Origin of the sequence: Saccharibacillus sp. CPCC 101409 (assembly GCF_030518235.1) — a bacterium.
Classification (GTDB): Bacteria; Bacillota; Bacilli; order Paenibacillales; family Paenibacillaceae; genus Saccharibacillus.
The window spans coordinates 205,945-232,504 of record NZ_JAULSA010000007.1 but is presented as its reverse complement, the minus strand read 5'-3'; the positions used below and the strand labels follow the sequence as shown (position 1 = coordinate 232,504).

20 protein-coding genes are annotated in these 26,560 nt (G+C 61.0%); 3 read left to right on the top strand and 17 right to left on the bottom strand.

All coding sequences use genetic code 11. The features are described 5' to 3' along the window. Window positions 1-7 precede the first annotated feature (7 nt). The 9 genes from QWJ34_RS16830 to QWJ34_RS16790 form a co-directional block, all read right to left on the bottom strand. On the bottom strand, window positions 8-880 hold the full coding sequence (locus QWJ34_RS16830) for a 4-hydroxybenzoate octaprenyltransferase (protein ID WP_302729592.1): 873 nt from the start codon (window positions 878-880) through the stop codon (window positions 8-10). Next, window positions 877-2,202, bottom strand: coding sequence for an aspartate aminotransferase family protein (locus QWJ34_RS16825; protein WP_302729646.1), 1,326 nt, complete (start codon window positions 2,200-2,202; stop codon window positions 877-879). Before QWJ34_RS16825 ends, QWJ34_RS16830 begins: the two co-directional genes overlap by 4 nt. 131 nt (window positions 2,203-2,333) lie before the next feature. After that, a complete protein-coding gene (locus tag QWJ34_RS16820) occupies window positions 2,334-4,382 on the bottom strand; it encodes a peptidase U32 family protein (RefSeq protein WP_302729591.1) in 2,049 nt (682 codons plus the stop codon). A 163-nt stretch (window positions 4,383-4,545) separates the two neighbouring features. Further along, entirely contained in the window at window positions 4,546-5,367 is an 822-nt protein-coding gene (locus QWJ34_RS16815) for an energy-coupling factor transporter transmembrane component T family protein (protein ID WP_302729590.1), read from the bottom strand. Further along, window positions 5,352-6,281 (bottom strand): ATP-binding cassette domain-containing protein, encoded by a 930-nt coding sequence (locus tag QWJ34_RS16810; RefSeq protein ID WP_302729588.1) that lies wholly within the window; start codon window positions 6,279-6,281, stop codon window positions 5,352-5,354. The genes QWJ34_RS16815 and QWJ34_RS16810 overlap by 16 nt, the downstream gene beginning before the upstream one ends. Further along, window positions 6,274-7,173 (bottom strand): ATP-binding cassette domain-containing protein, encoded by a 900-nt coding sequence (locus QWJ34_RS16805; protein ID WP_302729586.1) that lies wholly within the window; start codon window positions 7,171-7,173, stop codon window positions 6,274-6,276. Before QWJ34_RS16805 ends, QWJ34_RS16810 begins: the two co-directional genes overlap by 8 nt. 130 nt (window positions 7,174-7,303) lie before the next feature. Then, window positions 7,304-7,855, bottom strand: coding sequence for a Gx transporter family protein (locus tag QWJ34_RS16800; protein WP_302729584.1), 552 nt, complete (start codon window positions 7,853-7,855; stop codon window positions 7,304-7,306). Then, complete coding sequence (locus tag QWJ34_RS16795) at window positions 7,839-8,246, bottom strand: NusG domain II-containing protein (protein WP_483314282.1); 408 nt, start codon at window positions 8,244-8,246, stop codon at window positions 7,839-7,841. Before QWJ34_RS16795 ends, QWJ34_RS16800 begins: the two co-directional genes overlap by 17 nt. A gap of 1,064 nt (window positions 8,247-9,310) precedes the next feature. After that, window positions 9,311-9,955, bottom strand: a complete 645-nt coding sequence (locus QWJ34_RS16790; protein ID WP_302729583.1) for a TetR/AcrR family transcriptional regulator — start codon at window positions 9,953-9,955, stop codon at window positions 9,311-9,313. Between the two features lie 133 nt (window positions 9,956-10,088). On the opposite strand from QWJ34_RS16790, the gene QWJ34_RS16785 reads away from it, so the two are divergent. After that, the gene (locus tag QWJ34_RS16785; protein WP_368046749.1) at window positions 10,089-10,958 is read left to right on the top strand and encodes an SDR family NAD(P)-dependent oxidoreductase; all 870 of its coding nucleotides are present in this window, start codon (window positions 10,089-10,091) and stop codon (window positions 10,956-10,958) included. A gap of 402 nt (window positions 10,959-11,360) precedes the next feature. Continuing rightward, complete coding sequence (locus tag QWJ34_RS16780) at window positions 11,361-12,683, top strand: Rv1352/Rv1906c domain-containing protein (protein WP_302729582.1); 1,323 nt, start codon at window positions 11,361-11,363, stop codon at window positions 12,681-12,683. 473 nt (window positions 12,684-13,156) lie between these two features. Here QWJ34_RS16780 and QWJ34_RS16775 read toward each other — a convergent pair whose 3' ends face one another. The 8 genes from QWJ34_RS16775 to QWJ34_RS16740 form a co-directional block, all read right to left on the bottom strand. After that, window positions 13,157-13,507, bottom strand: coding sequence for a hypothetical protein (locus tag QWJ34_RS16775; protein ID WP_302729581.1), 351 nt, complete (start codon window positions 13,505-13,507; stop codon window positions 13,157-13,159). Window positions 13,508-13,883: 376 nt separating this feature from the next. Continuing rightward, window positions 13,884-14,381: a hypothetical protein gene (locus QWJ34_RS16770; RefSeq protein ID WP_302729580.1), complete on the bottom strand. Its 498-nt coding sequence runs from the start codon at window positions 14,379-14,381 to the stop codon at window positions 13,884-13,886. A 141-nt stretch (window positions 14,382-14,522) separates the two neighbouring features. Continuing rightward, the gene (locus tag QWJ34_RS16765; protein WP_302729579.1) at window positions 14,523-16,517 is read right to left on the bottom strand and encodes a hypothetical protein; all 1,995 of its coding nucleotides are present in this window, start codon (window positions 16,515-16,517) and stop codon (window positions 14,523-14,525) included. A gap of 136 nt (window positions 16,518-16,653) precedes the next feature. Beyond that, window positions 16,654-17,424, bottom strand: a complete 771-nt coding sequence (locus QWJ34_RS16760) for a hypothetical protein (protein ID WP_302729577.1) — start codon at window positions 17,422-17,424, stop codon at window positions 16,654-16,656. A 65-nt stretch (window positions 17,425-17,489) separates the two neighbouring features. Continuing rightward, on the bottom strand, window positions 17,490-21,080 hold the full coding sequence (locus QWJ34_RS16755; RefSeq protein WP_302729576.1) for a DUF4132 domain-containing protein: 3,591 nt from the start codon (window positions 21,078-21,080) through the stop codon (window positions 17,490-17,492). A gap of 32 nt (window positions 21,081-21,112) precedes the next feature. Then, complete coding sequence (locus QWJ34_RS16750) at window positions 21,113-22,255, bottom strand: VWA domain-containing protein (RefSeq protein WP_302729642.1); 1,143 nt, start codon at window positions 22,253-22,255, stop codon at window positions 21,113-21,115. Window positions 22,256-22,347: 92 nt separating this feature from the next. Beyond that, the gene (locus tag QWJ34_RS16745) at window positions 22,348-24,927 is read right to left on the bottom strand and encodes a DUF5682 family protein (RefSeq protein WP_302729575.1); all 2,580 of its coding nucleotides are present in this window, start codon (window positions 24,925-24,927) and stop codon (window positions 22,348-22,350) included. Further along, a complete protein-coding gene (locus QWJ34_RS16740) occupies window positions 24,915-26,015 on the bottom strand; it encodes an ATP-binding protein (RefSeq protein ID WP_302729641.1) in 1,101 nt (366 codons plus the stop codon). The genes QWJ34_RS16745 and QWJ34_RS16740 overlap by 13 nt, the downstream gene beginning before the upstream one ends. A 247-nt stretch (window positions 26,016-26,262) precedes the next feature. Here QWJ34_RS16740 and QWJ34_RS16735 point away from each other — a divergent pair, with 247 nt between their 5' ends. After that, the gene (locus tag QWJ34_RS16735) at window positions 26,263-26,511 is read left to right on the top strand and encodes a hypothetical protein (RefSeq protein WP_302729574.1); all 249 of its coding nucleotides are present in this window, start codon (window positions 26,263-26,265) and stop codon (window positions 26,509-26,511) included. Window positions 26,512-26,560 lie beyond the last annotated feature (49 nt).

Here is a 26,560-nt window from a genome sequence, read left to right as displayed (position 1 = left end):
CGTCTTTTTACAAAAAATAATCCAGCATCGTAAACGATAGAATCAGCATACTGACGACCTGGTTCAGGTTGTACGAAGCGATCTGCATCAGGCGGCGGTTGTGCGGCTTCACGATGCCGTGCTCCAGCAGGAGCAGGAACGCCGCGATGACGATGCCCGCCAGGTAGATCCAGCCGAGGCCGCGGAAAAAGAACAGGAACAGCAGCAGCAGGACCATCACGGTATGCAGAAAACGCGAAATGTACAGCGCCGGCTTGAGGCCGAACGCGCTCGGGATCGAGTAAAGCCCCTGTTTGCGGTCGAAATCGATATCCTGCGTGCCGTACAGAATATCGAAACCGCCGATCCACAGCATCACGATCGTGCCGAGCACGAACGGCGTGAACGCAAACGATCCCGTGACGGCGAACCAGGCTCCGATCGGCGCGGACGCGATCGTAAAGCCCAGGTACAGATGGCTCAGCCAGGTAAAGCGTTTGGTGTAAGAGTACGACGAGATCAGGAAGATCGCCACCGGCGACAGGATCAGGCACAGCATGTTGAGCATGCCGGCCGCGACGATAAAGATCGCGTAGTTGACGATCACGAACACCCACACCTCGCGCACGCCGAGCAGTTTCTGCGGCAGATGCCGGTGCGCGGTGCGCGGATTGGCGGCGTCGAACTCGCGGTCCGCCAGGCGGTTGAAGGCGTTCGCGCCGTTGCGGGCGGCGATCAGCGCGATCAGCGACCAGAGGATCACGCGCCAGGAAGGCGCGCCGCCGGCCGCCCACACGATCGAGATGATCGCGAACGGCAGCGAAAACAGCGTATGCGAGAACATGACCAGCGCGCCGAAATCGCGCGTTTTTACCAGCGCGCTGCGGATAGCGGCACTCATTGCCGCTCTCCTTCGTCCGCCCGCCGCGGCCCGGACGGAGACTCGGCTTGAATCCGCTCCTGCTCGATGCCGCCCAGCACCGCGTCCAGCGCTTCCAGCATGCTTTCGATATCGGAAGCTTCGATCACAAGCGGCGGCTGGAACGCCAGCACGTTGCGCGACACGCCGTTCTTGCCGATCAGGAAGCCTCGGTCTTTCATCTCTTCCAGCACCCGGTCGACGACGGCCGCGCCGAGCGCCGGATCGTCCGCGTGCAGCTCCGCGCCGAGCATCAGGCCGAGGCCGCGCACTTCGGACAGGATGCGCGGATAGAACGCGCGCAGCCGCTCCAGGCCGAGCTTGAGCGCCGAGCCGAGACGCGCCGCGCGTTCCGGCAGGTTCTTGGCCTCGATGTAATCGAGCACGGCCAGCGCCGTTACCGCCGAGACCGGATTGCCGCCGAACGTCGAAGCCGACGGGCTGTTCAGCGAAGCGGCGACTTCTTCGGTCGCGGCGAACGCGCCGATCGGGATGCCGCCGCCGAGCGCTTTGGCCATGGTGACGATATCGGCCTGCACGCCGAGCTGCTCCGAGGCGAGCAGCCGTCCCGTCCGGCCGAAGCCGGTCTGGATCTCGTCGGCGATCATGAGCACGCCGTACTGCTCCAGCAGCCGCTTCGCCCGGGCCAGGTAGCCGTCCGGCATCACGATCATGCCGCCGTTGCCCTGGATCGGCTCGACGATCATGGCCGCGATATTGTCGCCGGCTTCGCGCAGCACGTCTTCCAGCGCGTTCAGCGAACGCTCCGCCGCTTCGGCCGGGTCCATGCCGTATTCGTACGGCCGCGGGATAAAGTACACATGGCTGTCCGGGAACGGATCGGTGCGCCACATGCTCAGCCCGGTTACGCTGATCGTCAGCGAAGTGCGGCCGTGCAGCGATTCCGTCAGCGAGATAAAGCCTCTGCGCTTCGTATGGCGGCGCGCCAGCACGAGCGCGCCTTCGTTCGCTTCCGAACCGCTGTTGCAGAAGAAAACGCGCGGATAAGCCGGCAGCAGCTCGGCCATGCGCCGCGCCAGCCTGGCCGACGGTTCCGTCAGGTACACGGTCGTCGTATGCTGGAGCGTGCGCACCTGCCGCGCCGTCTCCTCGGCGATCGCCGGATTGCAGTGGCCGCTGGCCACAACGGATACGCCGGCGAAGAAATCGGTGTAGCGCTTGCCTTCGCCGTCCGTGACCCGCTGCATCAAGCCGGATACGAGCACCGGCGGATTGCGGTAAAAGTGCTGCGTGCACGGGAAGAAATGCGCTTTGCGCGCCGCGATCACTTCGTCCGGTTTCATGCCGACGGAAGCGGCCGCGCCGGCTGCGGCGCCGGCGCCCAGTCCTCCTTCTTGCATCGCGGCGCTTTGCGCCAGCGTGGAGTTCAACGATTCCGACTCCGAAGTTTGCCCATTGCCTGTGTTCATGTCGATCACCCTTTCGTTTCCTGAAGCTCCGGCTCCGCCGCTTCCACCGCGGACGGCAGGTTGGCCGGCGTGCTCTTGTCGGCGCGGCGGAACGACAGCGCGCCGAGCGTAAAGCCGGCGAACGACGGTTCCAGCGCGGCGGCCAGTTCGCCGGCGCGCTCCGGCTCGTTCAGCGCCGAACGGTACACGCTCAGCAGCTGCGCCAGACGTTCCGGCGTATAGGTGGAACCTTCGACGCGGAAGTGCGTGATTCCTGCGCCGGCCAGTTCGCCGACGACCGGCAGCAGGCAGATTTCTTTGGAGGTCGTCAGATGGCAGCGTCCGTATACGTCTTTGTAGACCGGGCTTTCGCCTTTGTCGGTCATCAGCACGAGCACGTCGCTCGGGACGTATTGGTTGTTTTCTTCGCCGATCGATTCGTACACTTCGGTGTTCTCGTACAGATCGTGCTCCATGTACATGACTACCGGCGTGCCGTGCACGGTCAGTTCCAGCTCGCCTTTCGTTTCGCGCAGCAGCGCGGACAGGTCCGGCAGATTCGCTTCGATCGAAGCCGTCAGCCGCTCGACGCCGAGCTCGCGGTACATATTTTCCGCCATGTGGTTGTACAGGTTCAGCGACAGGTCGCCGATCAGCGGCAGCCCGAATTTCTTGAAACGCCGCACCGCGCCGATATTCGTCACCAGCAGCCCGTCCAGACCGGGAACGCCCGCGGACAGGAACGCATCGTACTGCTCGAAATGAATCTCGTCCATCATGCGCGGCGTGGCGAGGACCAGGCGGGCGCCGCCTTTGATCTCGGCCAGTTCGTCGATATCGCGGCGTCCGAACGCGCGGTCCGGCAGCAGCACGTCGCCCGACAGGAACAGCTCGTCCACGCCTGTTTGCAGCGCCGCTCTGGCCTGCGCCATATTGTTGACTCGCACCGTGAGCTTCGGCGAAGCCGTTTTGCGCGCGGTAAGCGAAGAGGTCTGCGCCTCGCCGGCGGAAGCTTTCGCTTCGGCCGTTTCCCGCAGCATGCTGCGCACCGCGTTGACCGCAGCTTCGCTCGTTTCCCGCTCCGCCGTCGGCGTGCTGAACACTTTGCCCGTGCTGTAGAATTTGCCGGTGCCTTCGTAGCGGAAGTTGATGTTCGACAGTCCCGGTTTGCCGAAAGCGTAAGCGGTGGAGAAATCGCGTTTGCGATTCTTGTGAAGTTCTTCACTATTCCGGGTGCGGTTAAACGCCAGCGGGTCTTCCAGATAGCGGTCGATCGCGTCGCCGTAGCTGTCCACCAGCGAAGCCATGAATTCTTTGTCGCGCATCCGGCCTTCGATCTTGAACGAAGTGACGTGCGCGTCGATCAGTTCCGGCAGGTATTCGTACATGTTCATGTCTTTGGCGGCCAGCGGATAAGGCGTGCTGTAGACGTAACCGTCTTTTTTCATGCGGTAATCCCAGCGGCACGGCTTCAGGCATTTGCCCCGGTTGCTGCTCATGCCGAACAGCTGCGAGCTGATGTAGCAGTTGGCGCCGTGCACCGAGCACATATCGCCGTGGACGAAATATTCGATCTCGATCCCCGTCTGCTCCTCGATGACGCGCGCCGTTTTGAGATCCATTTCGCGCGAGGTCACGACCCGGGTCACGCCGAATTCCTGGAGCGCCCGCACCATTTCCACGTTATGTACGTTCAGCATAACGGAAGCGTGCACCGGCAGCGCAAGACCCTGTTCTCTCAGCAGCGACGGCACGGCCAGATCCTGCACGATAATGGCGTCGACGCCGGAGCGGTCCAGGAACGCCAGATACTCGCCCGCTTCCGCCACGTCCGTTTCGCTCAGCATATTGTTGACGGTGACGTAAGCTTTTTTGCCGAGACCGTGCGCGACGTTCACCGCTTCGATAATATCCTCGCGGGTGAAATTGTAGCCTTTGCGCATCATGCGCATATTGAGTCCCGGTCCTCCGAAATAAACCGCGTCGCAGTTGGAGCGAATCACCGTTTCAAAAATATCGAACGTCCCCGCCGGAGCGAGCAGCTCCACTTCTCTTCCCTGAAAATACCGTGCCATCTGTACTTCCCCCTTCGCTGTGGTTGAACAAACTCCCGCCCTACATCCTGCTTCCAATCGCTTCGTTCTTGATTTCACATTCTTAGATACCGGGCAGCCCGCGCGGGGCCCCCGCAAATTCCATATCAGAAAAAAATGCTGTAAACCGTGCCCGGACGCCGCTTTACAGCATCAGGCGCATCGTCAGCGTACCCGCCAGCAGCAGCACGAACAGCAGCGTGAAAAAGGTGTCCGCCCCGCTCCAGGAAAGCCGGCGGTACGACGTTCTCGGCGCTCCGATCCGGTAGCCGCGCGCTTCGAGCGACGTGGTCAGCTCTTCCGCCCGGCGGAACGCGCCGACCGTGACCGGAACGAGCAGCGACATCAGCAGCCGCGCTTTTTCTTTGATCTTCATCTCTTCGTAGTCCGCGCCGCGCGCGGCCTGCGCTTTGAGGATGGTCTGCGATTCTTCCAACAGAGCCGGGATAAAGCGCAGCGCCAGGCGCATCATGAGCGAAAAGCGCTCCGCCCCCGTGCTTCCTTTGCGCGACAGCGGCTTGATCATGCCTTCGATGCCGCGGCTGAGCATGGACGGCGTCGTCGTAAACGTCAGCATCGCCGTGAATACGATCAGCAGCGCCATCCGGCTGACCGCCAGCAGCGCGCCGGACAATCCGGCGGCCGTCAGCGTAACCGGCCCCAGCGTCCATGCCGCGCTATCCGCGGCCGCCCCGGCCCCAGCGCCCGCGAAAAGCTGGAACAAGAACACGAACAGCATCAGCCAGCGCAGCGGACGCAGCGCCCGCAGGTAAGTCCGCAGCGGAATCTTCGTCGCGGTCAGCACGATGACCGAGAATACCGCCAGCACGGCCAGCTCCGCCCAGCCGCCCGACAGGATCAGCGCCGCCGCGAACAGCAGCATCGCCGTAATCTTGGCCCGGGGGTCCAGCTCGTGCACGCGCGAGCCCGTCGGGATCATGCGGCCGAGAATCAGTTTGTCGCGCATAAGTTCTCCTCCCGTTCGGGGCCGCCGCCCGAACCGCCCGCGCCGCGGACCGCGCGCTCGATCGCGCCGGCCATTTCCTCCGCCGTGCGCGGCATCGGCAGCGAGGAGAGCTGCGGCAGGCGGGACGTCCATTCCCGCCAGCAGCGCAGCTGCTCGGGCACGGCGACGCCCCAGCCGCCGAGCTCGCCGGCGCGGCCGGCCAGTTCGTCCGGGCCGCCCTGGAACACGGCGCGCCCTTCGTGCATGACGATCCATTCGTCCGCCGCATGGAGCAGCTCCTCGACGCGGTGCGTCACCATCAGGATCGTGCGCCCTTCCTCGCGGCACAGCCGCTCAAGCAGCGAGATCAGCTCGCGGCGCGCGGCGGAATCGAGCGTCGCCGTCGGCTCGTCGAGCATCACAATCTCCGGTCCCGCCGCCAGCACCGAAGCGATAGCCGCTTTGCGCATCTGGCCGCCGCTGAGCGTCAGCGGATGGCGCTTCAGCAGAGCTTCGTCCAGCCGCATGGCGCGCAGCGCTTCGGCCGCCCGGTTCTGCGCTTCCTCGCGCGGCATGCCGAAGTTCAGCGGCCCGAACATCAGGTCTTTTTCGACCGTATCCTCGAACAAATGCTGCTCGGGAAACTGGAAACTGAGCCCGACCCGGCGGCGCAGGCTGTTCAGCCTGGGCTTTTTCATGCCCGGCGTCAGCACGTGGTCCAGAACCGAGACCGAGCCGCCCGTCGGCAGCAGCAGTCCGTTGACCAGCTGCAGCAGTGTCGATTTGCCGGAACCGGTTCCCCCGGCGATACCGACGAGCGTTCCCCGGCGGACGCGGATATTCACATCGTGCAGCGCCGCCGCGGCGAACGGGCTGCCTGCCTGATACGTATAGTCGACATTTTTCAGTTCGATGACCGTTTCCCGCTCAGACATGCCGCCCGCCTCCTTCGTCCGCTTTTTCCGCGTGCGTATTTTTCTCGCCCGCATCGCCCGTTTGCTCCGCCGAGACGGAACCGGAACCGCTTGCCGGCCGACCCGCCTCGGCCTCTATCAGCCCGCGCCGGCCGAGTTCCCGCTCCAGCCGCAGCCGAAACGGCATCTCGATCCCGCAGTCCCGCAGCAGCTCCTCGTCCGCAAAAAAATCGCCCGGAGACCGGTCCGCGCGGACCGTGCCGTCTTTCAGCGCGACAATCCGGTCCGCCGCCAGCATCTCGTCCGCGTCGTGCGTGACCGAAAAGATCGTATAGCCGCCCCGCGCCTGCATATCCGCCATAATATTCAGCATTTCGCGGCGCGAATTCTCGTCCTGCATCGACGTCGCTTCGTCGAACACGACGATCTCCGGCTCCATCGCCAGGCAGGACGCGATCGCGCAGCGCTGCTTCTGGCCGCCGGACAGCTCGCTCGGATGGCGCCGGAGCAGCGGCTCCACGTTCAGCTTGCGGGCGTACACGCGGATGCGGCGCTCCATCTCGGCCCGTTCCAGGCACAATCCTTCCAGCCCGAACGCGATATCTTCCTCCACCGTTTCCCCGATAAACTGGTTGTCCGGATTCTGGAATACCATCCCGATCCGGGAGCGCACCAGCGGCGCATTGCTCTCGGCCAGTTCCTCGCCGAACACTTCGACCGTGCCGCCCTGCGGCCGCAGCAGCGCGTTCAGCAGCCGGACCAGCGTGGACTTGCCGCAGCCGCTGGCGCCGACGATCGCGATCCACTCGCCGTTTTCGACGCGCAGATCGACGCCTTGCAGTACGACTTCATCTTTTTCATAAGCAAACCGTATTCCCTTAAGTTCGGCCGCAGCCGCGCTCTCCCGTACCATCTGGCGTCCCCCTTGTCTTTCCTTCCGGACCGCTTGCGAGATGTGCGGCAGCCGAACTTTTCGCAATACCCTGTCAACGCTGAAGGTACCGGTTTTCTTTTTCGCTATGCGTTTGCGCAGTTCTGCCGATTCAGACTTCTTTGGCGAACGGCGCGAACATCTTCATGTTGGACAGCGAGTTGATCAGGTAGCGGACCGCGATGCCCACCACGACGCCGGTCGCCACGCCCATAATCATCAGCATCGGCAGATAATAGAAGATACTCGACGAGTCGATCACGATCGCCGCCGCCGCGAGCTGCCCGATATTGTGCGCAATCCCGCCGGCGACGCTGATCCCGATCAGGCTGAGCTTTCTGCGGCTGATCTTCATCAGGCCGAACATGACGACGAAACTGAGCATCGCTCCGAACAAACTGAACAGCAGCATCGAGAACGTGCCCAGTATCATCGCCGTGAGCAGCGTTTTGAGCACGACCAGCAGAAACGTGTCTTTGCCGTCGAGGAAATACAAACACGTCAGGATCATGATATTCGCCAGACCCAGCTTCGCGCCCGGCACCATCAAAGTTCCCAGCGGAATCATCGCCTCCACCACGCTCAGCACGACCGCCGCGGCCGAGAATATCGCCAGGATCACCGTTTTCTTGAGCAGCAGGGATTCTTCAGCCAACGACGTCATCGATCTCATTCTCCTCTCCCGAATCGACTCCGATAAACACCGACACCCGGTGCGGCAGGCACACGATCTGCTGGCCCGGCCGGGTCACGAATCCGAAGCCCAGGCACAGTTTGTCCGGGCAGTCCGCGTCGATCATTTCCACTCCGTTATTATGAATCTTGATCTGGTTGAAGCCTTTGTCGGTCGTGATCGTAAACAGCTGTTCTTCCTCGGTCAGCGGCAGCTCTTTGTACGGCTTGCCGTCCACTTCGATGTATACGATCCGGTTTTCGTTGTGATTTTTTTCACTTGAGTTGTCTGAAAACCACCTCGGCACAATAAACGCCAGCGCCACGATTACTACGATCCCGATCAGGATGAGGTCCCCTTTTTTCATCATCTTGCCCTTCATTGCACGATTCGACTCCTTACGCGTACTTTGCAAGTGATCTCGCATGCCGCCGGAAAGAAGCTCCGATTCCGCGTCTGCAAAATACCCATTTTTTTGAATACCTAAATCTTAGATGCCTTCATTATACGCCTGCGCGCGATTTCCTTCAATGCTTGGGGTCAAATCCGGTCCCGCCTTTTTCGTTTGTTTTCACAACTTGGTCAATATTGTATAAAATTTTAGATATTTTAAAGAGATACGGGCGGATGCAGCCGGATGCCAAAAAACTCCACGCCCGCTAGGGCGTGTCAGATTGTCGAGCAACGATTTGATGCAAACCTGATAGGGGTGTTCGATTGGAAGAAAAGTTCGGGGAAGAAGTTGAAGAAATAAAGCGAGCGGCAGGACGGATCTAAAATAGCTGTGTATAGCCCCTTATTCCGGCTTAATCTTACGTTTTCGAGGAAATAATGGCGCTGATACATCTATTTCGAGTTTTTTCGCTTCGATTCGGCCTTTGGCCCCCGAATAGTTGCACCTGCGTCGCTATTTGAAGAAACGGAGGCGTTTCGTCCCAAATAAGTGTACGTATGCCGCTATTTTCTGTTTGGAACCCTACCCCGGCTTTCTCGACACCCTGCCACGCCCGCTAGGGCGTGTCTTCAAACCTCGAAGGAAGCAGATTGGGTTGAATTTTCGTTCTCATCAAGGAATTTTTCCGAAGGTGTGCCGGGGCACGTCAAGGGAACGTGACGCAGACGTTGAATGAAGCGTACACGCTTTAGGTACCGGTTCATTAGCGGGCGAAAAGGCAGCTAAAGATGCACTTCAGTAGGTTTGAAGACATGCTCTAACGGAACGAGGCGCCTTTATTCGCTTTTTGGGCGCATTTGGATTTCTACCGGAACCAGAAGCGCTTAGTTGTCCCAATTCGGCAGCCAAAACGTTTCGTTTCGCGTACTAATGCTGCCGGGTTCCGTCAGGATTTGAAAACCGCTTCAAATCGGCTGCTGGCGTTTCTGCGTTCCGTTAGAATCGGAAGCTGCGGTAGCGACACCGAGCCGAAAAGCCCGAGAGTTCCCTTATCAGAACAGGATCTGCAAAATCTCCATGATTCTTTTTTCCAGAGCGTTTTCGTCTTTGGGCTCCGATTCGATGTGAGCAGGCGCAATCAGCTGATATTTCTTCATACGGTAATAATCCATCAAAGCCTGCTTCAGCGTCAAATCGTAGGTGATCGAGAATTTGGGATCGAGGATCCGGCGGATCACCGCATCGTCCTGCACCATAAACAAAGCGGCGTTCAAACGATTGAATACCCCGTCGTCCATCCCTTTTTGCAAAAAAACTTCCATGCTTTTATTTCTGCTATACTCGGCCTGCATCAGAGCATCGTACAGGTCCGGCGAAGTCTCCTTCAAATCGGCAAGCAGCACATCGGAAGCGTAGATCACGCATTTTAAAGACTGCTCGAATATTTTCCGGAACCGTTCGGAATAAGAAACGGTGTCGTCCCGGACAAAAACATCGCCGCTTTCCAAATAATCGATGTAATCGTTGATAACCAGCACCGCAATTTCGTCTTTCGAAGAAAAGTGTTTATATAAAGTTGCTTTGCTGATATCCATATATTTCGCTACCGCATCGATAGTAAGATCGCTAAATTTCATTTTTCTCATAACGGGTTTGATTTTCTCGATATATTGTTCGGACCCCGGCGTTCTTTTCATAAAAAAACCTCGCTTTCTCCAATCTTTTCATTATAGCACGAAAGAAGTTTATCTCTGTTTAAAAAAACACCTCAAAAACTTTATATAATAAAAATACTATTATAGTTCATTTGGTTTACTTGGTTTAAATAGTATGCTAATATGGGCTTGTTCATCAATCGACCAAAGGGGGGAAAACCTAATGAATACAATCTTGATTACAGGCGCGTCTTCGGGTATCGGCAAAGCGACAGCCAGTTATTTTGCGGCAAAAGGATGGAACGTGATCGCCACGATGCGCGCCCCGGAAGAAGAAACCGAATTGATCAACCGGGAAAATATCTTGGTGGTCCGCTTGGATGTGGAAAATGAAAAAACGATTGCGTCCGCGGTCGACGAAGGCATCGGACGGTTCGGCCGAATCGACGTTCTGTTGAATAACGCCGGCTACGGGGCTTTCGGTATCTTCGAAGCGGCTTCCGAACAGCAGGTTCAAAGACAATTCGGAGTTAACGTGTTCGGAGTCATGAATGTTACTAAAGCGCTTCTTCCCCATTTTAGAAAACAAGGCGCAGGAACGATCATCAACGTGTCGTCCATGCTCGGAAAAATCGGATTTCCGTTTTTCTCGTTATATGCAGCCGCAAAATGGGCTGTCGAAGGATTTTCGGAATCTCTTCACTATGAATTGTCCGCCCATAATATCCGTGTCAAAATAATCGAACCGGGCTATGTGGCGACGGATTTCTCGGGACGCTCGATCGAAGTGCTGGCCGACGACCGTTTGGGATCGGCTTACCAGGAGCAGTTCCAGGCCGTATTGAATAAACAAATGGAGAATCTTCAAGGCGACCTTTCGACCCCTACGGAGCTCGCCGAGATTATTTATGAGGCAGCGACCGACAATACCGCCGCACTGCGCTATATTGCCGGAGAAGATGCGCGATTCGCGCTGACGCAGCGTCAAAACCATTCCGACGAAACATTCATGGCTTCCATCGCGGAACAATTTCAACTGAGTTGAACCGACTCGGGGATTTAGAACATTCACAAATGCTATGCAATGAGCGCGTGCCGATATTCGATCGGCGCGTGTTTTTTACTTTGTGTTCGAGGTCGCCGGTCGTTATCCAAGCGAATAAACCCGAGCGAAGAAAGCCGCGGGTTGGGCTGCGGTTATGAGGAAATTCCATTCGGCGCCGGATTTGTTCGCGGGGACGGCGGCCTGTCTCGTACGCCACGTGGAGCGTTTCTGTTACAATAAATGCAGATTGTACATGAAATGCAGATCGTATATTGGTCGTGTTGGAAGCGGTCGTTTACGTTGAAAAGAAACCTTTGTTGCAGAGAAGGAGTATTGGGGATTGTACGACAAGGTTCAATTCTGGCAGAGGAACAGGTTGACAGCCTATAGGAGGTTCACGGTATGAGACACAGCCGTACGAAAATAGAGCATCGGGCGCAGAAAATTGCCGCAAAGCATTCTTGCGATAGAGATCGCCGGGGCTCGGCTCCGGCGGATCGGCCGGAGGCGGAGTCCGAAGCCGCTCAATCGGCGGCTTCGGATCCTGGCGCGCGAGCAGCGGCAGCCAGGGCGCGAGCTTCGGAACGAAGCTCGCGGCCGGCAGCAGGGCGGACGCGCGCGCAGCGCGCAGCGGCGGCGCTGCTGCCGCTGTCTCTTGCCGTGCTGCTGGCGGCCTGCTCGCCGGCAGCAGGAACCGTTTCGGAAAGCGCGGGCGGAACTTCCGCGCTTTCCGAACAACGCCGTCCATCCGCGTCGGACGGCAGCGCGGCTGCCGAGCAGCCGCGGCCGACCGCGCCGGCGGACAGCGGCGCGGCGAACGAAGAGCCCGGCCGCGACGTACCGGCCGCGGCCCGGGAGCAGCAGCGCCCCGGCGAGAATTCTTCGCCGGACAGCCAAACCGGGAGCCGCGACAAGTCCGCGGCTCAAGAAAGCAGCCGCCCCGATTCGGGCGGCGAAGTGCAACAGCCGGAGCCCAGCAGCTCCGGCTCCGAACAGCAGCGCCCCGGCGAGGTTTCTTCGCCGGACAGCCAGACCGGGAGCCGCGACAAGTCCGCGGCTCAAGAAAGCAGCCGCCCCGATTCGGGCGGCGAAGCCCAAAAGCCGGAGCCCAGCAGCTCCGGCTCCGAACAGCAGCGCCCCGGCGAACCGGACGCGTCCAAAAGTTCCGCCTCCGAGCAGCGGCGGCCGGCGGGGAATCCGGCCGCTCCGGTGTGGGACGGGCCGGACGGCGCGGCCGAGACCAGCCGGGACGGCAAACTGCCGGGCAGCGGGTATTATCTGGTCGGCAAACATGCGCGGCCGGGACTTTATCGCTCGGTCGGGCAGATCGATTATTGGGAACGGACATCCGGGCTGTCCGGCGCGCTGCACGACCGGATCGCAAGCGGCAGACCGACCGGGCAGGCGATCGTCGAGATCAAAGCTTCGGACGCGGGCTTCGTCACGCGCGGCACGGGAAGCTGGTTTCCTGCGGCCGGCAGCAAAACGACGCTCAAATCGGAGTTCGGCCCCGGCACGTATATCGTCGGCGCCGATATCGCCCCCGGCAGCTACCGCGCGGCCAAAGGATCTTCCGGTTGGGCCGCTTTGTCGGGCTTCGGCGGCGAAGCTTCGGATGTGATTCGCAGCGCGTCCGTTTCCGCCTCCGCTCCCGTAACCGTCGAAGTCAAATCGACCGACAAAGGCTTTATGTTTACGGGCGGCACCTGGACGAAAGTGAAGTAAACAAACCGCCATCCCCAGCCCGTCGCGGTGACCGATCGTTCCTGCCCGCGAGTCCGGCCTCGGTTAGCGCTCCCGATTCCACACTGTCCGGGAAACGGAAATCCCGGCAGCCGTCCTAGAGCGCGTCTTCAAATCTGCTTCCATCGAGGTTTGAAGACACGCCCTGAATTCGGAAGCAGCCTCTCATCGCTATACAAATAACCGTCAAACAAACAACGCCCGCACAAAAAGGCTTGGGCTTTCCGGCAAAACCGGAACCGAAGCCTTTTCAACTTCATTATTCAAATCTGCTCCGCCGCGCGTCTCCGCCTGGATACACAAAAACAGAACCGGATTTCCAAGCTTCCTACAGCTTTCCTTATCGCGCTGCCGTCTGTATGCTTCGCGACGATTTTTCGCAGCCCGCGCCCTGCCGCTTCACGGCAGTTTAGTTTACCTTCGAAGGCTGTACTTAAAAACTGCAAATCGAGCACTCAACCGCGCTGCGCGTCCGCGATCCCGTCTTCGCGTTCTTCCTCGTCGCCGCGACCGAAGCCTTCTTCGCGGGAATCGCCGCCGCCCGCCAATTCCAGGTAAGCGCACAGGCGAAAAAACAAACCGGTCAGTTCTTCCGTTTTCTCTTCCGCGTCCAGCAGACTGCGCGCGCCGGTCCGGGACAGCCGCCGGAGAAGACGCTCCAGAAGTTCCATGCCGAGCCGCTCCGCTTCGCCGGCCCATCGCTCCAGACGCGCCGCGTCTTCATGCGTAAATTGGGATGCTCCGCGCAGCAGCAGTTCTTCGGTCCAGTCTTCGATCCGGCCGGTCAGCCTGCCGATTTCGTTCATAAGACTTCCTCCTTTCAAAGCAAGCTTTATCCGCCTTCCGTGCAGTGCGAAAGATTGTCCCGCAAACCGCAAAGCGGAAGGACCGTCTTTTACCGCAAACTGTAGTACATTGACGCAGATACAAGTAAGGTTACGCCCCACTGAGATTTCGTACCTGACCCGTGTACGAAGTCTCGGGGCGGAATCGCGCCTAAAGCGCGTTCCTTGCCGTCAAGCGTAAACCTCTGATTGGATTGGGTCGGCGCAGCAGATGGTTAAGTCCATAATGATGTGTAAAAACACTTTCCCAAAAGGAGAGACAGACACAGCCGGGCATTCTTCTTACGCCCCACCGTGCAAGTCCTTTTGAAGCCCCGTAGAAAATGTGCACTTTTAGTCAGCATTTCGGGCTGAAAAAGAACAGGGACGGAAAAATGCTGACTTTTAGTCTACATTTTACAAACAAATCGTTGTTTTTCGCGATTTTCACGCCCCAATGTGTACTTTTAGTCAGCATTTTCGTTCGATCCTCGAATTTCTCGCTCAATTGCTGACCTGGCGTCAACACTTGAGGCGCATCTTCGGATCTCGCCGCTGGATCGACAAGCCGTCTCGTTTTTACACCCAAATATGGACTTGACCTAAGAACAAACAAAATGTTGCGATAACGCATCATATTCGACGAAAAAGGGCGATATATCCGATTTTGTTGCGTATGTGCATCAATTTCGCTTTTTTTCGGCTCTATTGCCCGAAAAAGGCTGAAAATGATGCACAATCGCAACATTCCCGCACGATGAGGCCGCTGACGGAAAAAATGATGCACATAGGCATCATTCGGTTTATACGGCGCTTGTTGGCGCATCGGCTTCCGAAAATCCCGTACGTTATTCAAAGCGGGGGAAGCGCCGCTCTGCCTGCCGCCCAGGCTCTGCCTACCGTCCCCTCTTCGACTGCCAACTGCCAAACTGCCAAACTGTCAAACTGTCAAATATTCGGACTGCCGGACTGCCGCGCAATCAAACCGGCCGCTCCCTCACAAATCCAGCTTCAAGTTGAGCTGCCCTGCGCCCTGCAGGAAGCTGATGGGGTACACGCCGTCTTCGTCGACGGCGGCGAAGATATAGAACTCGCCCGCATCCGGCCGGCCGCGGCCTTCTTCCAGCCGCCGGATCGCCGTCTGCCAGTCGGCGTGATACGGCAGAAGCAGTTCCAAACGTTCGCCGTTGGTATCGGCGGCGGTCAGCTTCAGCGCCTGCGCCGCGTCGTCGTAGGCGCATCCCTCGATCGAAGACGCGCGAATCAGCCGCAGCCGCCGCGGGCGGGCGCCGAACAGCTTCCGTTCGGCCGGTCCGGCCGGCAGCGAAGCAAAGTCCGGCGCAAGCAGCTCCCCGAAGTCCGCCGCTTCGACCGGCGGGCGCTCCGGCAGCGCAAGCGAAGCCGGGGCCGACGAAGACAGCCGCCCGTCGGCGCTGACCTTCACCGAGCGCAGCGACAGCAGCGAAACGCTCGCTCGCTGCATGGTCAGGTCCGCCCGCCACGGCGAACCCTGGCGGTAATGGCGCGCGAACGAGAAGTCCGCGCCTTCGTAATACGCCGGCCGGGCCTGCGTATACGTATAGACGCCGCCGTCTTCGGCGCAGTAGAAATAGTAGGTGATGCCGCGGTACGCAGACCGCGTTTCCCACGGCTCCGCGCCCAGCGCGTAGAGATCGAGCCGCGGGACCGTATAGTATTTGCTGCGGAAGCGTCCGGCGAGCTGCGCGCGGCGGGCAGGGCCCGGATCGCGTTCCAGCGATTCAAGCATCAGGTACAGGCGGGTCAGCCGGCCCGTCAGCGCCTGCGCGGAGAAGCGTACATGCCGCGCGAAGAACAGCTCCAGCTCGCCGCGAATCCCGCGCGCTTCGCGTTCGAGGTTCGGCAGTCCCGCGCTGCGGGCGGAGACCGCCAGCAGCTCGAACCGGTCCGCGATACTGCGCGGCAGTCTCGCAAGCCCGGTGTGCAGCAGCGCGGAGACCGCGCCGCGGAATTCGTCCAGCGTATCCGAAGATGCGCGGACCGGCGTCAGCTTGCCGGCCAGCGCGTCTTCGTCGCGCAGTCCGCGCTGCGCCCGATAGCGCAGCAGCGCTTCCAGCTTGTACATCTCGCCTTCCGCGCCCGGCACGGCGCACAGCGCTTTGCCCACATCCGGCGCGGCGGTAAACGCGACTTCGATGCCGGAGCGGACCATCCGCACGACAAGCAGCGAGCCCGTGCTAACCTCAAGTTCTTCGCGGTAGCGCAGCCGGAACGCCGCTTCTTCCGCGCGCGCGTCGGCAAACGGCGCGATCAGCTCGCCGAGGCTGCGTTCCAGCAGCCAGCCGAAGTCCAGCTGGGGCGCTTCGGACGCCGAAGAAGAAAAAGAAGCGGCGGGCAGATCCGATCGCGTTCGCTTGCCGTCCGCGGCCGGCCGGTTCCCGGTTTCCACACCGGGCTCATCCGGTCTGCCGTTCGCGCCGGCATCTTCCCCCCGCGCGGCGGCTTTATCCAAGCCGCGATCCTTATCCGAACCCGCTTTCCGCGGCTTCGCTTCGGCTTCCGCCCCTGCCGCGGCGCCTTGTTCAGGCAGAGCGGACGCAGCCGCATCGCCCGCCTCCCGCAAAGCGGCCGCGGGAGAAGCGGAGTCTTCCAAGTCTACGGCTTCGCCTGCTCGCTCTTCCCCTGCCGTCTCTGCCTGCCCTGCCGCTTCTACAGCTTCGCCCGTTCCCGCGCCGCCGTAACCCAGAATCGCAATCAGCACATGCTTGCAGATCTTGTCCGCCGGACAGGAGCAGTCGAAGCGCTCGATCGAGTCGGTCAGCACGCATTCGGTGCCGTCGCTCAGCAGGCAGCGCACTTCGCCGCCGCCGAAGGCGTACCGGACCGACACACCTTTTTCCAAATCTTTCAGCGCCCGGTTGTACAAGCCCTTATTGGCATAGCGGATCAGATAATCTTCGGTGCACAGCGCCGTAAAGCGGCGAAATCTGTCCTCCATTTCCGCTTCGCTCATGTTCATCCCCCGCAATCTCGTTTCTCGTCCGGCTGAACTGCACATGGTTCAGGCGCGATTTCATCGAAGAATTCGTACGCCGGTCAGGTACGAGTTATCAGCCGGACGAAACCGTACCTGTGATCGGCACAAGCCGCTAATTTTCCAGCAGCCCGTCCAGGTAGCGGACAATCGACGCTTCGTCGCGCAGATCGGCGTAATCGTCCGCCAACCAGTCGACCAGCGCGAGCGGAGCCAGGCGGCCCAGCATCGTCAGAATCCGCAGTCCCCAGTCGCGCTGATCTTCTTCGCCGATCTCCAGCGTCAGCCAAGCCCGTGTAACAAGGCCACCCTGATGCTGGCAGAACAGTACGGTTTCTTCGTTCGGGCCGAACGCCTGGATATCCGGACATTCCACCCGATAGCCCGAACCGTAGCCGGTGGTCACAATATCGAACGGTTCCGCGAATTTCGATACCGCAGCTTCGATATCCGTCAGCCGCAGCTCCAATCGGCTCAGTCCTTCGGGATCGTCCTGCCGCACATACAGATCCGTATACCCGCTTTCCGAGCGATGATCGTCCGCAAACTTCGCGATTTTGTCCAGCTCGGCGGCCGCCGAGGGCAGCCGGTCGGCCGGAATCAGCTCCAGCATGCCGTAATCGTCTTCGTGAAAAAACAGTCTGCGCCGCGAGGACGCTTCTTCTTGTCCCGCCGCTTCGATCGGGGCTTCGGACGAGGCTCCGGTCCGGGCTCCGAACAAACGCCGGAGCAGACCGGGAGCGGCTTCGGGGTTATCCCGGCATCGGGCGTTTTTCACGCCGTCATCCGTTTCTTTACCCGGTTCGGCTTCGCAGCCGTTGGATAGCTCGTTTTGTCCGCCGCCGCGCACACCGTCTTCTCCCGCACGCTTTCCGCTTTCGCTCATCCCGTTCTTCCTCCCAACTCGGCTTTTTCCGTTTCCGCCTGCCCGATTCAACATGCCTGCGCCGCTCAGCTTTCCTGTCCGCTCGCCCGCAGAATATCGTATACCGTTTCGCTGAATACGCGGTCCGGCACTTTCTTGAGCGGATAACCGCTCAGCGGCGTGTAATAGTAGTCGTCGCCTTTGTTGCCGAAGAACTCAAGCTCCTCCAGCGTCACGTCTTCCATGCCTTCGTAATACGAGATGCTGGTGCCGCTGAAGGTCAAACGCGCGATCAGCTCGCCGTATTCCTTGAACAGCTCGTTGTAGAAGCCGCCGTCCTGCGCGCGTCCTTTGACCCAGCCGTATTTCTCCAGCGCTTTCGGGAAACCGGTCGGCGAGTAGTCGCCTTCGGGCAGACGGCTGTAGGTCCGGCGCTCCAGATCGTCTTCTTCCGGCTCGTACACCGGGCGATCCAGCTGGATAAACGGCTGCGCGATCTCGTAATCGTCCAACTGCGTTTTCCAGGCGCCCAGCGTATCTTTGTCCAGTTCGAGCGGATGCACCAGACCGACGACGGCATTTTCCGCCAGCTCGTACTCGTCTTCGTCCACCGTGTTGAACGTGCCGTCTTCCATATACCGGAACGTTTCCGACACCGCCGTTTCTTCGCCGCTTCCGGTATACACGCCCCAGATCAGGCCGACCGCGAACTGCCGCATAATCACGTTGCCGACGAACAGTTCTTTCCATTCGGGAGCGCTCCACAGCCGGCGCTTGGACAGCGATTCTTCCAGGCGCTGCGACTGGATGCCGACCATGTTTTTCAGGTCTTTTTTCAGCTGGGTAAACCGGGCTTTGGACTTGGCGGCCAGCTCCGCGTCGTCTTTCTGGCCGGGCGCAGGCAGGCTTTTGACCGCTTTGCCGGTCTCGCCGCTTACCGCGGACAGCTGGAGATCGGCGTTTACTTTGACGGTAAACGAACGCTCGCCGTAGCTCAGTTCCAACTCGCCTTTCCCGTCGAAGCCGAGCGTCGTGACCAGCCGGTCCGCGAGCTGTTCCTTCGTCAATCCCAGATTGTCCGCCGCGAGCTGGAGCGCTTCTTCGGCCGCCCCTTTGACCTGGCGGTTCTTGATCGTGCGGCCCAGCCGGTCGATCGTCATGAGCGCCGCCGTATCGCCCGTGTACGCCAGCGCGCGCACCGCTTCGGCCGCGATCGCGCCCCGGCTGCTGTCCGTCCAGTCCTTGATCTGTTTGCCGAGCAGATCGACCATGCTCCGTCCGCCGAAGCGGGCGGCCAGCGGCAGCACCCATTTCTCTTTCGGCGGCGCGCCTTCGTCGATCCACAGCCGCAGCGCTTCCGCGGTAAACGCCGTCAGCGACTCCGCGTCGGCATACTCGGCCACCTCGTCCAAACGCGGATTCGGCTCGGAAACGAAATCGACGGATTCGGTCAGGATATAGGTCCGGATGCCTTCGGCCAATCGATGCCCGTCTTTGCCGCGCAGTTCCGGCAGACGATCCAGCGGCAGCCAGGACAGACGCGCCAGCTTTTTGGCGTCCGCGTGCTCGGCCAGCGCGGCGTGCGCGAATTCGGCCGGTTGTCCCAGCGTATCAAGCAGCGCCTGCAAACGGGCTTTGAGCGCCGCGGATTTTTCTTTTTGTAGCAGCTGCTTGTACGCTTCGCCTTCGCCTTCAAGCCCGCGCAGCAGATCGATCACCGTTTCGCGGACAGCGGCTTTTTTCTCCGCCAGATACAGCTTCACGTACAGGTCCTTGTCGGGACGCCGCAGCAGTTCGGCCCGCGACAGTTCTTTGATCCGTTTGGACGAATCGCCCAGCCCCAGGCCCAGTGCCCGGACCAGCAGATCCTCGTCCGCGGCGCCGTCCGCCCGACGGGATTTTTTCGCCGAATCGTCGCTTTTCTCCGACTCTTCGTCGCCGGAAAATGCAGCTTCTAGGATAATCTGACGCACCTCGCCCGGCGCCTCCGCGTAGAGATCGAGGCTCGCCGCCAAGCGCTGCCGGACGATGCCGCGCAGTTCTTCGTCGGGCACCCGGCCGTAAGAATATTGGTTCAGCCCGTTCAGCATCAGCAGGCGGCGCAGCATCGACTCGCCGTCCGCATCGGAATCGACTTCGGCCAGCTCCAGCAGATTCTCGCCGCTGAACGCCGGGGATTTGTACAAATAAGTCAGTACGTTCGCCGTCCCGATCTCCGTATGGCCGACCACTTTGACGAACTTTGCATACAGCTCCGAGTCTTCCGGCAGCAGCGTAACGGCGATCAGCAGATTGCGGCGGCGGATATCGTTCCCCTGCACATCGTCCCAGTCGCGGGCCGCTTTGTTCTTGATATACGCTTCCAGCGACAGGTCGCCGGTCAGCACTTTCGCCAGGCTCTGGCCGAGGGTGTTCCCATGCAGCTTGTCCGCCAGCGCATCCAGCACCAATTTCTCGATGCCGCCTTCGCTTTCCGGGGCCATACCTTCGTCCGCCAGCACCCGATACACGTAGGCTTTGAGCATCGGACGCCGCAGCAGGGCAAACAGCCGCTTGGAGCGTTCCGGGTCCTTCAGCAGCTCGGCGCGCAGCGTGTTCCAGGCCGGCATATAGCTGTCGATCTCCTGCGCAAGCGTGGTAATCGCCGCAAACGGCTCGTCGATCGGCACAATGCCTTGCAGCAGCAGATCCGGGTCTTTGCCCGTATTCTCCATGCTCAGCAGCTCCGCGCGCACTTCCAGCGGCAGAATTTCGTGGACCGTACGCACAGCTTCGAGCACGACCGCATCGAGTTCGGACGAGGATTCAAGCAGCCCTTCTTTGCCCCCGTTTTGCAGCAGCACGTAATAAAACGCCATGCGCAGCTGGGTCAGAACGGCGTTCTGCTGCTCGCGCTTCAACTGCTCTTTGGGATTCAGCCCGGAATTTGCGAACAAACGCTTCTTGACGGCATCCCGCCGCTCCCGAACATAAGCTTCGTCCAGATCGAGCTGGGTCAGCGTGTCTTTGAGCGGAAGCTGCCGGATCGCCAGCGGTTCGATCGCCTGCATGAATTCCCGGCGCAGCGCTTCCGGGTCTTCCTTGAACAGCGCGCGCAGCGAGTCGGGCAGTTTGTTCAGCATGTCGCCGGCGAATCCCGGGTCGATCTGCGTGTACAGCTTCAATAGAAGCAGTGTATCCGCGCTCGTCTCCGGCGACGCCATGTATTTGGCCGCTCTGCGGCTGACGCCGATCTGCATGCGAAACAGCTTCTGGACCGGACCTTCGCCCGCATACCGGTGCAGCAGCCTCAGCCGTTCGAGCGACTTGGCCCGGCGTTCGTCCATATCGCGGATCCGGCGCGCGCCCAGATTGACTCCGCTCAGCCAGCCGCCTACGCAGATCCGGTACAGCGTCTGTCCCTGGTAAGCGTTCCCGCTGCCCATGGTCCGCAGCAGCACGGCCGCCGCCCGGGCAAAAACGTCCTCGTTCCCGCCTCGTTCGAGTTTGTCCAGCGCTTCGATCGTCCGGTAAAGGAAGCGGTTCGAATCGGTCAGCATATCCGGGAAGTCGTCGGACGCTCCCGTGACGTAAGCGATAATCGAATCTTTGCGGTCCACCGCCAGCGAATAATCGTCCGAGCAGGCTTTGGCGAACTTTTCGATCAGGGGATCGACTTTCGATTGTTGCAGGGCCATATGTATTCCTCCTTGGTTGGGTTCGATAGGGTTCAGTTGACGATGCGCCCGATCCACTCCGCCAGCGCGTCCGGCGTCAGCGCCGCCACTTCCGCGCCCATGTCCGCGAACGTTCGCGCCGCGCGCTCGTCGTACACCGGATGGCCTTCGAAATTGAGCGCCGTCAGCGCCAGCAGCCGCGAGCCGCCGTCGAGAATATCTTTGGCCGCCCGATACATATGCTGCGCGGGGTAGCCTTCTTCCAGATCGCTCACCAGGATAAAAAGCGTCCGGCCGGGATTCTCGATCAGCGTTTCGCCGTAGCGCAGCGCTTTGGCGATATGCGTCCCTCCGCCGAGCTGCACGCTCATCAGCACGTCCACCGGATCTTCGAGCCGTCCGCTGAAGTCGACCACTTCCGTATCGAACACGAACAGGCTCGTTTTGAGCGCGTTCAGCCGATAGAAGATACTCGCCATCACGGCGCTGTAGATCACGGAATCGAGCATGCTGCCGCTTTCGTCCACCGCGATCACGACATGCCATTTGTTGTACGGCTGCACGCGTCCGTCGAAATACAGCCGGTCCACCACGAAGCGGCGGTTGTCGCGGTCGTAGTTTTTGAGGTTGCGTGAAATGGTTTTCTTCATATTCAGGCTGCGCAGCGAGCGGACGCGCCCGTCGGCATAGCGATTGCGCTTGCCCGAAATCTGTTCGCGGACTTCGGATTCGAGTTTGCGGCGCAAATCCTCCACGACCCGGCGCACGATTTCTTTGGCGCTCGCCACCACTTCGCCTTTCATCCGGCTTTTGAACTGGAGGATGTTTTTGAGCAGGTTGATGTTGGGTTCCAGCGACTCCAGCACTTTCTTGTCCGCCAGCAGCTCGCTCAGCCCGTAACGGTCCAGCGCCTGTTTCTCCAGAATCTCGACCGTTTCGCGCGGAAAAAGTTTGCGCACCCGGCCCAGCCAGCCCGGCACCGTCAGGCTGGAGCCGCCGCGCCCTCCTCCGCGTCCTCCGCTCCGGCCCTGGTAGCCTTGTTCTTCGCCGTACTCGCGGTCGTACAAATAGCCGAGCGCTTCGTCCAGTTCGCGGTAGGCGAACGTTTCCTGCGCATAATCGCCCGTCTCCGCCAGCGCTTCGTCGGCGGATGCGCCGAGCAGCAGCCGCCAGCGGTTGAGCGTCTCGCGGCTCATCCCGGCATTCGGCCCGCCGCCGGAAGCGCCGAGCGATTCGCCGCCTGCTCCGGTGCCCGTTGAGGCTTCGGCTGCGCGGTTCGCTTCACCGTTCATTCCGGTTCCAGTTTCCATACGGCAAACTCCTTTCGGATGTGTTCGTCGAGCCGCCGGGCGTAGAGCAGATCGCGCTCGTCGACCGCCGCTTCTTCCAGCCGGCAGGCCGGCACGCCGTAGAGATTCGCGACGCGTTCGGCGATGCGCGACGCCTCCGGCGGCGTGAAGAACGTAAACGCCAGCCGCAGTTCGGGCAGCAGCCGCAAAAAGTCTTCGTGCGCAAGCCGTTCCAGCAGGCCGCTCAGGTCGCCGAGCAGGGTATCGCCCTCCAGCAGCGCGTCGCGCGCCAGCGAGAACACGCCCTGCAAATACTCCGCCGTCTTGAGCACCTGTTCCGGCGAGCCCAGCATATAGGCCCGGGCGCGCCGGGAAATCTCGGCCGGTTCGCGCTCGCCCAGGCGAACCAGGATCGCGGCCGCCGCGCCTTCGAGCCGGGGCGACAGGTCTTTCGCCGCCAGCAGCTCGCCCAGGCGGTCGCGAAAAGCTTCGTCGCGCGGCGTCCCCTTCGCTTCGCCCGCCGCGCCGGGCCGGCCCGATTCGCCGGGTTCGCTTGAACGGCCGGACCGCGGGTCCGACAGCATATGCAGCAGCTTGAGCCCTTCGACGGCGCGGGGCTGCTCGTCCGGGTTCAGCCCGTTCAGGCCGCCGATGCGCGAGACGGCCGCTTCGAAAGCCTCGCCGGACAAACGGCTCAGCCGCCGCTCGTCCGTCACCCCGAGCAGCCGCCGCTGGCCGAGGATGCGGTCCAGCGCGTCCAGCGTATCGCACAGCGACAGGAAGCTTCCGTCCTGCCGCAGCGCGGTTTCCACCCGGTCGAACAGCCGCCCGGCCAGTTCTTCCAGGCCCAGCACCAGCGCCCGCAGCAGCCAGTGCGCGAGCTGTCCGCTGTGGTGGACGGGAACCTTGTCCATCTCTTCTTCGATGCGCGCCTGCGCCGCTTCGGCGACGGTGCCGCCGTAGATCGAGTTCTCGATCAGCCGCGCTTCGACGCGCGACGAGTACGAATACGTCCACGTTTCCCGGACGAGGTTCATGTCCCGGCGGGATATCCAATCCGGGCCGGATTCTTTCTTCGCGAAGTCCGTGCCGAGAAATTCGGCGCAGTGCAGCAGCCGGCTGGCTTCGCGGTGCGCGGGCCTGGCGTACAGTTCCAGCGTCCGGCGGTGGCGGCCGGTCGCTTTGAGATTGAGGCGGCAGGCCGCGGCGCGCGCTTTGAAGTCTTCGACGATCGGGACGGCGAACTCGCTGGGGGCGATCTCGCCGACGGCGTCGCCGGTCATGAGGGCCAGCAGCTTCTCCAGCGGCCGGTCCGCCGCGAGCGTGCGCTCGCCTTTGACAAACGACGCCGTTACCGCGTCGAGCAGTTCGTACGCGCCGCCGGCGCTTTTGCCCCGCAGCGCGGCCAGTCCTTGAAGCATCCCGTACGCTTCGATCGCGTCCGAGGTGGACACGGTTTCGGCCTCGCCCCGCAGTTCATGGCCGAGCCGCGCCAGCAGGTCGAGCGCCGTGCTTGCGTACGGATCGGAGTCCGGCTTCTTCGCCGACAGCCGCTTCCAGATCCGGTCGTAATAGCCGACATGCGGCATGCCGCTGGCGTACCCGTTCAGCCGGTCGGCTTCCTGGAACGTGTACACCATGGGGTAGATCCGGCCGACGACACCGGATTCGGCGGAGGCGCTTGCGCTTCGGGTCTTCGGCGAAGCCCCGACAGCCGCGCCTTCGCTCTTCGCCACGCGGCCGCGGGCTCCGCCGCCCGCTTCGGCCTGGCCGGACCCGGCCGCAGGCGACGCGCCGTCCGCCCCGATCAGCCCGTAGGTATGGAATCCTCCGGTCACCACCAGCACGCGGCCGTATTCCGCCCGCGCTTCTTCGATGCGCGCCCGCATGCGCGCTTCGCGGTCCAGGTCGCCTTCGCGCCGCAGCCTCTCCGGCGTGTAGGTCATTCGCGACAGCGTGCAGTACGCGAATACGCCCCGCGCGAATTCGCGCGCGGAGCGGCTCAGGCCGCCGATCTCGAATGCCCGCTCCCACAGCTCGTCGAAGCTGCGGACCCGGCTCGCCCGGCACAGCCGCTCGATAAAAGCCGAGCCGGCCAGCAGCGACTCGTCCTGGTAGGAGGCTTTGCCGTCCTCCTCCCGGTCCTCAGCCCGGCCCCGATAATCCAGGTCGATAAAGCGCGCGGGTATTCCCCGCGCCGCCGCTTCCCGGATCGCCGCGTATTCCGGCGAATAGTCCAGCAGCGGAAAATAGCACGAGCCCCGCCCGCCGCCGTCCTCGTACCCGTAATACAAGCTGACCGGCGCCCGCGTTGCCGGATCGGCCAGCACCGAGATCAGCGGACTGCCGCTTTCCGGCCCTTCGATCAGCACGATGTCCGGCTTATAGTCCGCAAAAGTCCGCAGCAGATGGTGCGAACAGGCCGGGCTGTGGTGCCGGATCGGGAAATACACGACCGGACCGTCAAGATCGAATACCTGCTTCGCAAAAATCCCGTCCAGCCGGCGCACTTCTTCCTCCGCGGCCGCGCCGGGCGGAAGCGCGATGCGCTCCTCCGCCCCGCCGTTCAGCCGATCCATTTTTTCTCCTTGTAGTACGCGTCCCAGCGTTCGTCCGTTTTGGCCCGCTCTTTGACGACTTTCGAGAAATACGTTTTGAGCGCGCCCAGGTCCTTCTCGCTTTCTTTTGCGATCGTGCCGAGCATATTCTGCACCAGCCGCTCCAGCGAAACTCCGCCGCCTTCGTAATAATACGAAGTCATGGCGCTCTGCACGTATACGGAAACGGCTTCCGCCGTGCTCATCACCGCCTGCGGCACATCGATCTTGTAGCCTTCGCGCGTGATGCCGGTCCGCAGTTCCATGAACGTTGTCGCCAGCAGTTCCACCACGTCGCGGTCCACTTCGGCGTCGACGCCGCTATGTATAAGCAAATTGCCCGCCTGCGCCTCGATAATCCGCGCTTCCATCTTCACGTTGTCGATAGGGCGAATGGTCTCGAAGTTGAACCGCCGCTTGAGCGCGCTGCTCATTTCGTTGACGCCTTTGTCGCGGATATTGGCGGTGGCAATCACATTGAAGCCGGGAGACGCGAACAGCACGCCGTTTGCAAGCTCGGGGATATTCATCACTTTGTCGCTCAGGATGCTGATCAAGCTGTCCTGCGCCTCCGACGGGCAGCGGGTGATCTCCTCGAAGCGGGTCAGGATGCCGTTCTTCATCCCCTGATACAGCGGCGAAGGCACAAGCGCGGCTTCCGACGGCCCTTTGTCCAGCAGCATCGCGTAGTTCCACGAATACTTGATCGCATCTTCCGTCGTGCCGGCCGTGCCCTGGATCGTATTGAGGCTGGTGCCGGAAATCGCCGCCGACAGCAGCTCGCTCAGCATCGTTTTGGCCGTGCCGGGTTCGCCGACGAGCATCAGCCCCCGGTTGCCGGCCAGCGTGACGACCGCGCGCTCGATCAGCACGTCGTTGCCGTAGAACTTGCGCGTAATCTCCACCGGCTCTCCGTCGAGCACGGCGGGCCGCTCCCGGCCGATAATAAAGTCGCGCACGGAAGCCGGCGACAGCAGCCAGTTCGGCGGACGCTTCCCCTGTTCTTCGGCTCTCAGCGCCAGCAGTTCCCGCTCGTGCAGAGCTTCGGCCGGCGGTTTGATCATATCCATGCTCATCTTGTTCCTCCTATCCCGCGAATCGGATCGTATGTTCCCATATTAGCACAATCGTTTTGCTTCCCGCGACTTTGACGCCGCAAAAAGAATTGAGATTTTACAAAAAAGACGAATCTTCTGCGCAACGGCGGCGTATAACAGAGTAAGGAGCGGCGCATCGTTCGTTTCTTCAAACGAATAACGAACCTTGCAAGCCCTCCGAACCTATCTTTTCATTTTCGAAAACAAGGAGGCTGTAAACATGTCACACGCTTTTGAACTGGTGGTTGTGGGTTTTCTCATCTTCTGCGCGCTATACGCTTACGTGAATTCCAAACCTCGAAACAAGCGGGGCGGCGGCTCGGATTCCGATTCTTCGTACGACGGAAGCAGCGGTTTCACCTTCGGTTCGCATCACGGATCGCACGATGGCGGTTCTTCCTACGACGGCGGCGGCTGCGACTCGGGCGGCGGCGATGGCGGCGGAGGCGGAGACGGCGGCTGCGATTGAACAACGGTACCCGGCAAGTTTTCTACATAATCTAAATAACCCGCTTCAC